Annotated in this window: 9 protein-coding genes; 4 read left to right on the forward strand and 5 right to left on the reverse strand. The window is 59.0% G+C overall.

All coding sequences use genetic code 11. The annotated features are described in order from the left end of the window. Positions 1 to 53: 53 nt before the first annotated feature. The 3 genes from lon to ppiD all read left to right on the forward strand — a co-directional run bounded on the left by lon (position 54) and on the right by ppiD (position 4,985). Positions 54 to 2,408, forward strand: coding sequence for an endopeptidase La (lon, locus tag ACW5W8_RS05770; protein WP_498626876.1), 2,355 nt, complete (start codon positions 54 to 56; stop codon positions 2,406 to 2,408). Positions 2,409 to 2,648: 240 nt separating this feature from the next. After that, positions 2,649 to 2,921, forward strand: coding sequence for a nucleoid-associated protein HU-beta (gene hupB / locus ACW5W8_RS05775; RefSeq protein ID WP_005315375.1), 273 nt, complete (start codon positions 2,649 to 2,651; stop codon positions 2,919 to 2,921). 150 nt (positions 2,922 to 3,071) lie between these two features. Further along, positions 3,072 to 4,985 carry a peptidylprolyl isomerase gene (gene ppiD / locus ACW5W8_RS05780; RefSeq protein ID WP_498626877.1) on the forward strand — a complete coding sequence of 638 codons (1,914 nt, stop codon included), beginning with the start codon at positions 3,072 to 3,074 and terminating at the stop codon, positions 4,983 to 4,985. Between the two features lie 258 nt (positions 4,986 to 5,243). Here the strand turns inward: ppiD and ACW5W8_RS05785 are convergent, their stop codons facing one another. The 5 genes from ACW5W8_RS05785 to ACW5W8_RS05805 form a co-directional block, all read right to left on the reverse strand. Further along, positions 5,244 to 6,836 carry an ABC-F family ATPase gene (locus ACW5W8_RS05785; RefSeq protein ID WP_498626878.1) on the reverse strand — a complete coding sequence of 531 codons (1,593 nt, stop codon included), beginning with the start codon at positions 6,834 to 6,836 and terminating at the stop codon, positions 5,244 to 5,246. A gap of 166 nt (positions 6,837 to 7,002) precedes the next feature. Beyond that, positions 7,003 to 8,655: a cation acetate symporter gene (locus tag ACW5W8_RS05790; RefSeq protein ID WP_498626933.1), complete on the reverse strand. Its 1,653-nt coding sequence runs from the start codon at positions 8,653 to 8,655 to the stop codon at positions 7,003 to 7,005. Between the two features lie 11 nt (positions 8,656 to 8,666). Further along, positions 8,667 to 8,978, reverse strand: coding sequence for a DUF485 domain-containing protein (locus ACW5W8_RS05795; RefSeq protein ID WP_431363279.1), 312 nt, complete (start codon positions 8,976 to 8,978; stop codon positions 8,667 to 8,669). A 105-nt stretch (positions 8,979 to 9,083) separates the two neighbouring features. After that, a complete protein-coding gene (locus ACW5W8_RS05800; protein ID WP_498626879.1) occupies positions 9,084 to 9,710 on the reverse strand; it encodes a 3'-5' exonuclease in 627 nt (208 codons plus the stop codon). 2 nt (positions 9,711 to 9,712) lie between these two features. Next, a complete protein-coding gene (locus tag ACW5W8_RS05805) occupies positions 9,713 to 11,500 on the reverse strand; it encodes a putative nucleotidyltransferase substrate binding domain-containing protein (RefSeq protein WP_498626880.1) in 1,788 nt (595 codons plus the stop codon). A gap of 168 nt (positions 11,501 to 11,668) precedes the next feature. On the opposite strand from ACW5W8_RS05805, the gene ACW5W8_RS05810 reads away from it, so the two are divergent. After that, complete coding sequence (locus ACW5W8_RS05810; RefSeq protein ID WP_498626882.1) at positions 11,669 to 12,475, forward strand: crotonase/enoyl-CoA hydratase family protein; 807 nt, start codon at positions 11,669 to 11,671, stop codon at positions 12,473 to 12,475. Positions 12,476 to 12,481: the final 6 nt, after the last annotated feature.

The following is a 12,481-nucleotide window of genomic DNA, read 5'->3' on the forward strand; positions in this document are numbered from 1 at the left end:
CATATACTCAGCCAAGCGCTTTACCAACGGTATAACAAGCCGAGAGGACATATATGAACCTAGAGCGTTCAGAACGCATCGAGATTCCCGTCCTGCCTCTTCGTGACGTGGTGGTATATCCCCACATGGTCATTCCACTCTTTGTGGGGCGGGAAAAATCCATTCGCTGTCTGGAAGCGGCCATGGAGCAGGACAAGAAAGTTCTGCTGGTGGCCCAGAAGGATGCGTCAACCGATGAGCCGACCGTGGAGGAGATCTTCACCGTCGGGACAGTGGCCAATATTCTGCAGATGCTCAAGCTGCCGGACGGCACCGTCAAGGTGCTGGTAGAGGGGGGGCAGCGTGCCCGCCTGGAGCGGATGATCGACGACAAGGATTTCTTTGTCTGCGAGGCCCAGTACATCCCCTCTCAAGCCATTGAGGAGAAGGATCAGGAAGTACTGGTTCGCTCCGCCATCGGCCAGTTTGAAGGCTATATCAAGCTCAACAAGAAGATCCCGCCCGAGGTACTGACCTCGATCTCGGCGATCGACGATGCTGCGCGTCTGGCCGACACCATGGCGGCCCACATGCCGCTCAAGCTGGAAGACAAGCAGAAGGTGCTGGAGATTGTCTCTGTCTCCGAGCGCATCGAATTCCTGATGGCGATGATGGAGTCGGAGATTGATCTGCTGCAGGTCGAGAAGCGCATCCGAACTCGCGTCAAGAAGCAGATGGAGAAGAGCCAGCGCGAGTATTACCTCAACGAACAGATGAAGGCCATCCAGAAAGAGCTGGGTGAGCTGGAAGATAGCCCGGATGAGTTCGAAGCCCTCAATCGCAAGATTGAAGAGGCGGGCATGCCGGAAGATGCCCGTGAAAAGGCCCAGGCCGAGCTTGCCAAGCTGAAGATGATGTCTCCCATGTCCGCCGAGGCTACCGTGGTGCGCAGCTATGTGGACTGGATGGTACAGGTGCCGTGGAAGGCGCGCTCCAAGGTCAAGAAAGACCTGGGCAAGGCGCAAGAGGTGCTGGATGCCGATCACTATGGCCTTGAGAAGGTCAAGGATCGCATCCTCGAATATCTGGCGGTACAGGCACGGGTGAACAAGCTCAAGGGCCCCATCCTCTGTCTGGTTGGGCCTCCCGGTGTGGGCAAGACCTCGCTGGGCCAATCCATCGCCAAGGCGACCGGCCGCAAATATGTGCGGATGGCCTTGGGTGGGGTGCGTGACGAAGCGGAGATCCGCGGTCACCGTCGTACCTACATCGGTTCCATGCCAGGCAAGCTGATCCAGAAGATGGCGAAAGTCGGCGTGAAGAACCCGCTGTTCCTGCTCGACGAGATCGACAAGATGAGCTCGGACATGCGCGGCGATCCCGCATCCGCCTTGCTGGAAGTGCTGGACCCGGAACAGAACAACAGCTTCAACGATCACTATCTGGAAGTGGATTATGACCTGTCGGACGTGATGTTCGTGGCCACCTCCAACTCCATGAACATCCCGGGCCCCTTGCTGGACCGGATGGAAGTGATCCGTCTCTCCGGTTACACCGAAGATGAGAAGCTCAACATTGCCAAGCAGCATCTGGTTGCCAAGCAGATCCAGCGCAACGGCCTGAAAGAGTCCGAGATCAGCATCGAAGATTCTGCCCTGGTCGGAGTGATCCGCTACTATACCCGCGAGGCGGGGGTGCGGAGTCTGGAGCGCGAGATCTCCAAGATTTGTCGCAAGGCGGTCAAGCGCATTCTGCTGGACAAGAGCATCAAACATGTTCAGGTCAATCAGGCCAACCTCAAGGAGTTCCTCGGGGTGCAGCGTTTCGATTACGGCAAGGCCACCGACCAGAATCAAGTGGGTCAGGTGTGTGGTTTGGCGTGGACCGAAGTGGGGGGCGATCTGCTCACCATCGAGACCACCAACATGCCGGGCAAGGGCAAGCTCACTTACACCGGTTCTCTCGGTGATGTGATGCAGGAGTCCATCCAGGCGGCCATGACGGTCGTACGAGCCCGTGCCGAGAAGCTGCGCATCAACGCCGACTTCTACGAGAAGCGCGATATCCACGTGCACGTACCGGAAGGGGCAACCCCGAAAGATGGTCCGAGCGCCGGTATCGCCATGTGTACCGCCCTGGTCTCCAGCTTGACCGGTAATCCGGTTCGTGCTGATGTGGCGATGACAGGGGAGATCACCTTACGCGGCGAAGTGCTGCCCATCGGTGGTCTCAAGGAGAAGTTGCTGGCAGCCCACCGTGGCGGCATCAAGCGAGTGCTTATTCCGAAAGAGAACGAGCGTGACCTTGAGGAGATCCCGGCAAACGTCAAACAAGACCTTGAAATTTATCCGGTTCGCTGGATTGACGAGGTGCTGGAATTGGCGTTGCAGGACAATCCACAGGGGTTTGAGCGCGTTTCTGTCGTGTAAATGTTGATGCGCCGCAAATTTGGCGCATTCGGCGGGTGGTTAAGGCTTGCATGCGCCCGATAACGGAAGTAGCCTTGACCACCGATCGGGTACTCGTGATGAGTCGCAATGCGTTGTGTGGCGCGGGTTTGCGCCAGATTGTCACTTGCAACTGATCAGGAGGCTTGCTATAAAACCTCCACTTGTTGTGGCCAGGGAAATCAGCGCCGCAGCGGTGTTTGATAAAAGGGGAATATAAGAGTGAATAAATCTCAACTGATTGACAAGATTGCAGACGGTGCCGATATCTCCAAAGCTGCCGCTGGCCGTGCGTTGGATGCCTTCATTGATGCTGTTGGTGAAGCGCTGAAAGAGGGTGACCAGGTTGCTCTGGTTGGTTTCGGTACTTTCGCTGTACGCGAGCGTGCTGCCCGTTCAGGCCGTAACCCGCAGACTGGCGCGACCATCGAAATCGCTGCTGGTAAAGTTCCTGCCTTCAAAGCCGGTAAGGCCCTGAAAGACGCTGTTAACTAAGTCGGTCGCTGATATCCGTCGGCTACCGTCCTTGGTCGCAGACCAGACAAGTTAGAGAGTCTTCTCTCATACTGATTGACCAAGGCGCATCGCAATCGGTGCGCCTTTTTATTGTTTACGCCCATCGAGTTCGGGAGCATAAGTACAAACATGATGTTGGATAAACTACGCGAAGGGGCGCAGGGCAAGGTAGCCAAGGTTATCTTGGGCCTGATCATCCTCTCCTTTGCCTTGGCTGGTGTAGGTAGTTACCTGAACGGCCCGGCCCGTACAGCCCCCGCCACCGTCAATGGCACCGAGATCAGTGCTGCGGCACTGGAAAATGCCTACCGTAACGAGCGCGCCCGCATGGAGTCCCAGATGGGAGAGGCATTCAGCCAGCTGGCCGCGAACCCCGATTACATGAAACAGTTCCGTCGCGGTGTGCTGGATCGGCTGATCGATCAGGCGCTGCTGGATAGCAAGGCCCGTGAACTGGGTCTGCGCATCAGTGACGAACAGATCAAGCAAGCCATCGTGGCTATGCCGGAGTTTGCCGAGAACGGCAAGTTCAACAATGACCGCTATCTGCAACTGATCCGTCGTGCCGGCATGACTCCTGAAATGTTCCGTGACTCCCTGCGTCAGGACATGGTGCGTCAACAGTTGATGAGCGCCCTGCTGGGCACCGAGTTCTCCCTCAAGGGTGAAGCGGAGCAGCTCGACAAGCTCTACAACCAGACTCGCGATCTGCGTCTGGTGCGTCTGGCTGCCGCCAACTACATGGCTGATGTTCAGGTCTCCGACAACGAGCTCGAGCAGTACTACAAGACCAATGGCGCCCGTTTCATGAATGACGAACAGATCAAGGTCGACTATCTGCTGCTGGACGCCGCTAACCTCGCCAAGGATATCAAGGTCACCGAGCAGGATGCCCAGGATTACTACGATCAGCACCAGGATCTGTTCCAGCGTGCCGAGCGTCGCCACGTGGCTCACATCCTGATCTCGTTTGGCAAGGACGAGAAAGCGGCCGAGCAGAAAGCAGAAGCCGTGCTGGCCAAAGCCAAGGCGGGCGATGATTTCGCTGCGCTGGCCAAGGCTGACTCTTCCGATACCTTCTCCGCCAAAAAAGGCGGCGAGCTGGACTGGTTCGAGAAAGGGGTGATGGATCCTTCCTTCGAGAAAGCCGCTTTTGCCCTGAACAAGGCGGGTGATCTCTCCGCCGTGGTGAAGAGCCCGTTCGGTTTCCACATCATCAAGCTGCTGGGGGTTGAAGCTGCCCAGACCAAGCCGTTTGCCGATGTGAAAGAAGAGACCATCACTCGTCTGCAAGCTGACAAGGCCAAGGAGAAGTTCTTCGCCGAGCAGCAGAAGATGGCTGACAACAGCTTCGAAAACCCGGACTCGCTGGACTTGACCGCTGATGCCATGGGGATGAAGGTTCAATCTTCCGATTTCTTCACCCAGGCGACTGCTCCGGCTCCGCTGAACGATCCCAAGGTGCTCTCCGTGGCGTTCTCCGAGCAACTGCGCGATGACAACACCAACTCCGACGTGATCGAGCTGGCAGATGGCAAGGCGCTGGTGCTGCACATCACCGGCCACCAGCCGAAGGCCGTCAAGCCGCTGGCGGAAGTGAAAGAGCAGGTGATTGCCGCCATCAAGCATGACAAGGCCGGTGAAGTGGCCCGTGGCAAGGCGCAGGGCCTGCTGGACAAGCTGAAGGTCGGTGAAAGCATCACCGCCGATCTGACTGCACTCGGTCTGAAAGTGGAGACCCACACAGGGGTTGCCCGCTTCGATCGCGAGCTGGATCAGAATCTGATTGCCCAGGCGTTCACACTGCCCCATCCGATCGACGGCAAGCCGAGCGTGGCTCTGGTTGCCGAGACCAATGGTGACCGCGTTGTGGTTTCGCTGGACAAGGTCAACGTCCCTGCCGCCGCATCCGGCATGGCCGCCATGCTGCAAGCTCAGCTGGGTCAGGGCAAAGCCCAAGTGGATTACAAGTCTCTGATCGACGAGCTGCGCAAAGCGGCCAAGATCGAGTACTTCACCAGTGTGGAAGCGACCGTCGAGTAATCGGCACTGCGCAATCCATTGAAAACGGCTCCTTGATGGAGCCGTTTTTTTATCTGTGGGAAGAGGGGGGGATACTCAAGCTCTGTGCTCTGTGCTCTGTGCTCTGTGCTCTGTGCTCTGTGCTCTGTGCTCTGTGCTCTGTTCTGTGGCGTGTAGTCACACCGCGGCTATACGCCATCTCAGTCGTCTAAATACGGGATATAAAAAAACCGGCACCTGAGTGCCGGTTTTTCATTGCGAACTTGTGCAGGAACGGGGTTATACCACGCCCTGGGTGCGCAGGTAATCCTCGTAGGTGCCGCCGAAATCGCGGATGCCATCTTCGGTCAGCTCCAGGATGCGGGTCGCCAGAGAGGAGACGAATTCGCGGTCGTGGGAGACGAAGATCAGGGTACCCTTATACATCTCGAGGGCCAGGTTCAAGGATTCGATAGATTCCATGTCCAGGTGGTTGGTCGGCTCATCCATGATCAGGATGTTGGGGCGCTGCATCATCAGCTTGCCGAACAGCATGCGGCCCTGTTCACCACCGGAGAGCACCTTGACCGGCTTCTTGATGTCGTCCTGGGAGAAGAGCAGACGGCCGAGTACGGAGCGCACAGCCTGCTCGTCTTCGTTCTCCTGTTTCCATTGGGCCATCCAGTCGAACACATTGAGATCGGTGTCGAAATCTTCGGCGTGATCCTGGGCGTAGTAACCGATCTGGGCATTCTCGGACCACTTGATAGTACCGCTGTCCGGTGCCAGCGCGCCAACCAGGGTCTTGATCAGGGTCGATTTACCGATACCGTTGGTACCCAAAATGGCGACCTTCTCACCCACTTCCAGCATCATGTTGAGGCCCTTGAACAGGGGACCTTCACCATAACCCTTGGAGACGCCTTCAACTTCCAGAATGTTGCGGTAGAGCTTCTTCTCCTGCTCGAAGCGGATGAAGGGGTTCTGACGGCTGGAGACCTTCACTTCCTCAATCTTGATCTTGTCGATCTGCTTGAGGCGGGAGGTGGCCTGGCTGGACTTGGAGGCGTTGGCACTGAAACGGGAGACGAAGGATTGCAGATCGGCGATCTGGGCCTTCTTCTTGGCGTTGTCGGCCAGCAGACGCTCGCGCGCCTGAGTGGCGGCCAGCATGTAGTCATCGTAGTTACCCGGATAGACGCGCAGCTCGCCGTAGTCCAGATCCGCCATGTGAGTACAGACGGAGTTCAGGAAGTGACGGTCGTGAGAGATGATGATCATGGTACTTTCACGATCGTTAAGCACCTGCTCCAGCCAGCGGATGGTGTTGATATCCAGGTTGTTGGTCGGTTCGTCCAGCAACAGGATGTCCGGGTTGGAGAACAGCGCTTGTGCCAGCAGCACCCGCAGTTTCCAGCCTGGCGCCACTTCACTCATCGGGCCGTTGTGCTGTTCGATGGGAATACCGGCACCCAGCAGCAACTGACCGGCACGCGCTTCGGCGGTGTAGCCGTCATATTCAGCGACCAGCCCTTCCAGCTCGGCGGCCTTCATGTAGTCGTCATCGGTCGCTTCGAGGTTGGCGTAGATGGCATCGCGCTCGGCAATGGCCGCCCACAGCTCGGTGTGACCCATCATGACCACGTCCAGGACACGGGTATCTTCGTAGGCGAACTGATCCTGGCGCAGCTTACCGATGCGCTCATTGACGTCCAGGCTCACATTACCGCCACTGGGCTCCAGATCGCCGCCGAGGATCTTCATAAAGGTGGACTTGCCACAGCCGTTGGCGCCAATAAGGCCATAGCGGTTGCCGCCGCCAAACTTGACGTTGATGTTCTCGAACAGCGGCTTGGCGCCGAATTGCATGGTGATGTTATTGCTGCTTAACAAGATGAGTGTCCCGGTTGGTCTGTCAAATGGCGCGCATTATGGCACAGATCCCCAAAAAGTTTTAGCAAGAACTGTGATCTGGATCGGTCAGATGGCTATTTGGCCGCAGAGGGATCCACCATGAAAAAAGCCGGCACGAGGCCGGCTTGGTGGTGTCATCCAATTATCAGTGGGAGGTGGCGCCAGAGGCACCCAGCCCGGTCTGGGAGCGAACGAACTGCGGCAGGAACTTGGCATGTTCGTCGGCGGCGTTCTGGGAGCTGTCGGTGATGGAGAAGAACCAGATCCCGGCGAAGGCCAAGCCCATGGAGAAGAGGGCGGGGTATTCGTAGGGGAAAATCGCCTGGGCATGGCCCAGCACTTTCACCCACACGGTCGGGCCCAGGATCATCAGGGTCACTGCGCTCACCAGCCCCAGCCAGCCACCGTAGACGGCGCCACGGGTGGTCAGGCGTGACCAGAACATCGAGAGGAACAGCACCGGGAAGTTGCAGCTGGCGGCGATGGAGAAGGCCAAACCCACCATGAAGGCGATGTTCTGCTTCTCGAACAGGATCCCCAGACCAATGGCAACCACACCCAGCACCAGAGTCGTCATCTTGGAGACACGCAGTTCATCGGTCTCGTTGGCCTTGCCCTTCTTCAACACGCTAGCATAGAGGTCATGGGAGACCGCAGAGGCACCCGCCAGGGTCAATCCGGCGACTACCGCCAGAATGGTGGCGAAGGCGACCGCAGAGATGAACCCGAGGAACAGACTGCCACCCACTGCATCAGCCAGGTGGACGGCTGCCATGTTGGTGCCGCCCAGCAGGGCGCCGGTGGCATCCTTGAAGGCCGGATTGGTGCTCACCAGCAGGATGGCGCCAAAGCCGATGATGAAGGTGAGGATATAGAAGTAACCGATAAAGCCAGTGGCGTAGAACACCGATTTACGCGCCTCTTTGGCATCGCTCACGGTGAAGAAACGCATCAGGATATGGGGAAGGCCGGCGGTACCGAACATCAATGCCAGACCGAGCGAGATGGCGGAGATGGGGTCAGCAACCAGGCCACCTGGGCTCATGATGGCGATCCCTTTCTCGTGCACTTTGACCGCTTCGCTAAACAGGGCGCCGATGTCGAAGTTGACCGATTTCATGACCATGATGGCCATGAAGGATGCACCAGAGAGCAGCATCACTGCCTTGATGATCTGCACCCAGGTGGTGGCCAGCATGCCGCCAAACAGCACGTAGAGCACCATCAGGATGCCGACCAGCACCACGGCCACATGGTATTGCAGGCCAAACAGCAGCTCGATCAGTTTGCCGGCACCGACCATCTGGGCGATCAGATAGAGAGCAACCACCACCAGCGAGCCACAGGCGGAGAGGGTACGCACCTCGGTCTGCTTGAGGCGGTAGGAGGCGACATCGGCAAAGGTGTATTTGCCGAGGTTGCGCAGCCGTTCGGCGATCAGGAACAAAATGATGGGCCAGCCCACCAGAAAGCCGATGGAGTAGATGAGGCCGTCATAGCCGGAGGTGTAGACCAGCGCGGAGATCCCGAGGAAGGAGGCGGCGGACATATAGTCTCCGGCGATGGCCAGACCGTTCTGGAAGCCGGTGATGCGGCCACCGGCGGCATAGTAGTCGGAAGCCGAGCGGTTACGCTTGGAGGCCCAGTAGGTGATAGCCAGGGTCGCGGCCACAAACAGCAGGAACATCACAATGGCTGACACGTTGAGAGGTTGACGCTGTACCTCTCCGGTCAGTGCATCCGCTGCCCACAGGGGGGAGGAGACCAGTGAGGCCAACAGTAGCCACTTGCCTTTCATGCTGTGTGTGCTCATGACTGTGCTCCCTTGAGGATCTTCTGGTTCAGTTCATCAAACTCGCCGTTGGCCCGAAACACATAGATGCCGGTCAGCACGAAGGAGGAGAGGATCAAGCCCACTCCCATTGGGATACCGCGAGTGATGGTCGAGCCCTCGCTGAGCGGGGTGCCCAGCCAACCGGGGGCAAAGGCGATGAGCAGAATAAACGCCAGGTAGAGTCCCAGCATCAGAGCCGAGAGGGCCCAGGCAAAACGCTGGCGTTTGGCGACCAGCTCCTGGAAGTTGGGATCTTGCTGGATCCTCAGATAGCTTTGCTGTTCCATTGCAGTTCTCCATGACATGAGTGTCAGCGGTGGATGGGGTAACCCCGACGAGCAGGTAATCTGCTCATGTAAGCAAAATGTGAATTAAATGTTACTTGTCGACAATTAGACTTTGGGATAAGCCAGCGGTGAGCCGCAGGTCAGGCGCAGGTAGATGAGCGCGGCCGTGGTGGCATCGGCAAGGGCATCGTGGGCGGGCAGGGATGGCAGTTCAAGGTGGCTGCAGATGGCACTCAAATGGAGGTCAATAGCCGCATCGGGATAGCGGCGATAGAGGTGGTCGTGATAGAGCTGGCTCACCTCGATCCCTCGTTGGGGCAGGGTCAATCCCCACAATTTCTGGCAGGCGAGATTGAGAATACGCAGGTCGTAGGCGATGTGATAGCCCACCAGTTCACGGGGGCCGATAAAGTCGAGCAGCAGGCGCAGCGCGGCTTCCAGCTCCATCCCCTGTTGCAGATCCTGATGACGCAGACCGTGGATCACCACAGATTGGCTGGTCAGGCTGGCCGGTGGCTGCACTTTGATGGCGAGGGCCTCGCCGGTCAACAGCCGGTTGCCCTGAATGCGCACCGCCCCGATGGAGACGATCTCGGCCTGCTCGGGATCGAGACTGGTGGTCTCGAAATCGAGGGCGACCCGTTCATCTTCGGGTGGGGTGGCAAAGAGCGGCGCGAACTCGCCCGTTCGGAACGTGCGGCCATACCAGTAGCGTCGAACGCTGCTCAACATGGCTATTGTCTCAGACGAAAGTGCAAGGTGAGCCACTGCTGGAACTTCTTCACCTGATGCAGCGCCTGGCGCAGCAGATCCCGCTCGCTGTGGCTAAGCTCGCTGGTCTGCACCCGACTATTGCCCCCCTTGAGCTGGCTGCGCAGCCTCAGCCGGATAAAGAGCCGAAACGCCTCTGCCAGATTGCTGCCATAGTCGGCACTGAGCCGATCGGCGGCCACCAGCGCGTCGATACGCCCCAGGGTTGAAGTCTCCAGAATGCCTGCCTCAAGGGCCAACATGCGGATGCCGTGCACCAGCGGGAACAGGCCACCCCGTTTCAGATCCAGCCCTTCCGGTGGCTGCTCCAGCCTGCCAAAGAGGGTGAGCGGCGCGTGAAAGGCCACTGCCGGTCGCACCATCTCCGCCAGCAGATCCCGTCTGTCCGCCAACTGCTCGCGCAGCGCTCTGGCAACCGGCAGATGGAGTTGGCGATCCCCCGCGATGGGGTGAGCATCCGCGAGAGTCGCCAGCCAGAGCAGCTCCTCCTCACTGGCCGTAGTGCAGGCGCTGGCAATGGCGCTTTGCCACTCGCTGCCCGTTTTTACCCAGGCCGGATTGTTCACCATCACCTGCCCGGGGCAGAGGGGGTAGCCGAGCCGCTCCAGCAGGGCGCTGAATTCGGCGAGATCGGCTGCCTGGGTGGGCCATGCCAGCCCCTCTGGCAGGATCAGGGCGTTGTCCTGATCGGTTTTGAGGATCTGCTCGCCGCGCCCCTCCGAGCCCAGCATCAGCAGGCAAACCTTATCCTGTACCTCGGGGGGGATCACCAGCGCAAAGGCTTTGGCGATCAGCTGTTCGTTGATGGTGGCGATCAGCTTCATCAAAAAGGCGGTGTGGATCCCTTGGGCAAACAGCGAGCGGGTCAATTGTTGCTGTTCGCGGGCCACCGCCTCCAGTGCCGGCAGGCTGTCGGTGCGGGCAATGCGCAGGGTCAGCACGTGGGAGTGGGTAGAGAATAGCCCCAGCACCTGGGTCAGTTGCAAGATGCCCGCCACCTCGTTGCCACGCCACACCACCAGTCGCTTGATGCGATGGCGGGTCATCAGCAGCAGGGCATCAAACAGATAGCTCTCCAGCGGCAGACCAATCAGGGGCGTGGGAGTCAGCACCGAGAGGGGAGCCGTCAGCGGCAATCCCTTGAGGGTCAGGGCATGGAGCAAGGTCTTGCGGGTTGCCAGCGTGAGGGAGCCGTCGTGGGCCGGGTAGAGCAGGCAATCGGTCCCCTTGCTCACCATGGCTTCGGTCGCCGCCAGCAGTGACAGCTTGCTGTCGACGATAAGCGGTGCTTGCAAGTGGCCGGGTTCGATGCGGGTCAGTATAAATTCCGCCAGATTCTTCTGCCCCAGTTGTTCGCGTTGCTCCTGCTGGCGCTGGCGCTCGGCCAGATTGGCGGTGAAGTAGCTGGCAAACTGCGGATCCTGCTCACAGAGCGCCAGAAAGGTGTGGCGAGGAATGAGCTGACAAAGGCTATCTTCCAGCGCGGTGAAGCGGTGGCGGCAGCGGCCGTCAAACTGGGCGCGCACATCGAACAGATCATCGACCCCGTAATCACCAAACTGGTGGTGAGGGGCTGACTCTTCCACCGCCCCCTTGATGATGAGATAGAGGCCGGGAGGCTCGTCCCCCTCCTTGAGCAGCAGATCCCCGGCCCGAAAATAGCAGAGCGAGAGGTGACGGGAGAGCCGCTCGCGCGCCTCCTCATCCAGTCGGTCGAACGGTGGTCTGGCAAAATTGAACAGGGTTGACATGACAGTGTCCTCTGCTGGCTTGCGGCACTCATACAGCTGCCAGTGTGACAAAGGGAGGGGGAGGCGACCAGCCGACTTTAGTCTCAGCTGTACCGCCTGTTCACACTCTGATAACGTGGTGGTATGACCAGTGAGTCAGTTTCAGGGATCAAGGAGAGGACAAGGGAGATGGAAAAACCAAGGATCAAATGCGAGATCCACGACGGGATTGCCGAAGTGATGCTGACGCGGGGGGACAAACTCAATGCGCTGGACCGCGCCATGTTCAGCGCCATCGACGAGACGCTGACGCAGCTCGCCCGGCACAAGGGGCTGCGGGCGGTGATCCTGCACGGCGAGGGACGGGCCTTCTGCGCCGGGCTGGATGTGAAATCCATGCTGAGACAGCCGGTGGCGGCGCTCGATATCCTCAAGCGCGAGGTGGATGAGGCCACCAATCTGGCCCAGCGGGTCGCTTATGGCTGGCACCAGCTGCCGGTGCCGGTGATTGCGGTGACCCAGGGAGTCTGTTTTGGCGGTGGTCTGCAGATTGCGCTCGGGGCTGATTTTCGCTTCAGCACCCCTGATTGCCGCTTCTCGGTGATGGAGATCAAGTGGGGCATCATTCCCGACATGAGTGGCAGCGTCACCATGCGCAACCTGATGGGACTGGATACCGCCATGGAGCTGGCCATGAGCGGGCGCGAGCTCGATGCCATCGAGGCCAAATCCCTCGGGATGGTGAGCCGGGTCTGCGCCGATCCGCTGGTGGAGGCGCGAGAGTTTGCCCGCACCCTTATCACCAAGTCGCCGGATGCCCTGGCGGGGATCAAGCAGCTTTACAGCCAGGCCTGGGCCCGCAGTGACGAGGCGATGTTGAAAGAGGAGACTCGGTTGCAGAAGCAAATTTTGGGGCGACCCAATCAGTGGCGGGCCACCCTTAATAGCCTGTTTCGCTGGCGACTGCCCTTCGGGCCGCGCCGTAATCCGCTCTGACTGTGA

The sequence above is a fragment of the Aeromonas aquatilis genome, from assembly GCF_054052405.1.

Bases quoted from the DNA above. Each gene is read 5' to 3' on its own strand.
- lon (WP_498626876.1), top strand. From the start codon at position 54: ATGAACCTAGAGCGTTCAGAACGCATCGAGATTCCCGTCCTGCCTCTT.
- ppiD (WP_498626877.1), top strand. From the start codon at position 3,072: ATGATGTTGGATAAACTACGCGAAGGGGCGCAGGGCAAGGTAGCCAAG.
- ACW5W8_RS05790 (WP_498626933.1), bottom strand. From the start codon at position 8,655: ATGAAAGGCAAGTGGCTACTGTTGGCCTCACTGGTCTCCTCCCCCCTG.
- ACW5W8_RS05795 (WP_431363279.1), bottom strand. From the start codon at position 8,978: ATGGAACAGCAAAGCTATCTGAGGATCCAGCAAGATCCCAACTTCCAG.
- ACW5W8_RS05800 (WP_498626879.1), bottom strand. From the start codon at position 9,710: ATGTTGAGCAGCGTTCGACGCTACTGGTATGGCCGCACGTTCCGAACG.
- ACW5W8_RS05805 (WP_498626880.1), bottom strand. From the start codon at position 11,500: ATGTCAACCCTGTTCAATTTTGCCAGACCACCGTTCGACCGACTGGAT.
- ACW5W8_RS05810 (WP_498626882.1), top strand. From the start codon at position 11,669: ATGGAAAAACCAAGGATCAAATGCGAGATCCACGACGGGATTGCCGAA.